This is a genomic window from Halorubrum sp. SP3 (assembly GCF_005435195.1).
Classification (GTDB): Archaea; Halobacteriota; Halobacteria; order Halobacteriales; family Haloferacaceae; genus Halorubrum; species Halorubrum sodomense.
Genome location: NZ_SGTU01000279.1, coordinates 1 through 212, shown reverse-complemented (window position 1 = coordinate 212; position 212 = coordinate 1). Strand labels below are relative to the sequence as shown.

The 212-nt window shown below is 59.0% G+C and carries 1 protein-coding gene; it reads left to right on the top strand.

Annotation, left to right across the window (positions count from 1 at the left end):
• Positions 1-9 precede the first annotated feature (9 nt).
• Positions 10-212: hypothetical protein (locus EXE42_RS19770; RefSeq protein ID WP_206750753.1), on the top strand; the 203-nt coding region annotated here is incomplete at its 3' end.

Genomic DNA, 212 nt, shown 5'->3' with positions numbered 1-212 from the left:
GGAATCGGAATGCTGTTCGCCGTATTCTTCGGACGTGGTGGCAGGAACGTTCTGGTATTGGTCCTCACCGTCAGTATCCTCTGGAGGGTCTTTCGCGACCCCAGATCGCTGCGTGAGTTCGATCGGACGATCCAGGTCGCCGCCGTCAGCGGCGCGGCTTTCGTGTTTTTAGCCTCGCCCGTCACCGACGTCCTCTACAATTTCTTTCCGCG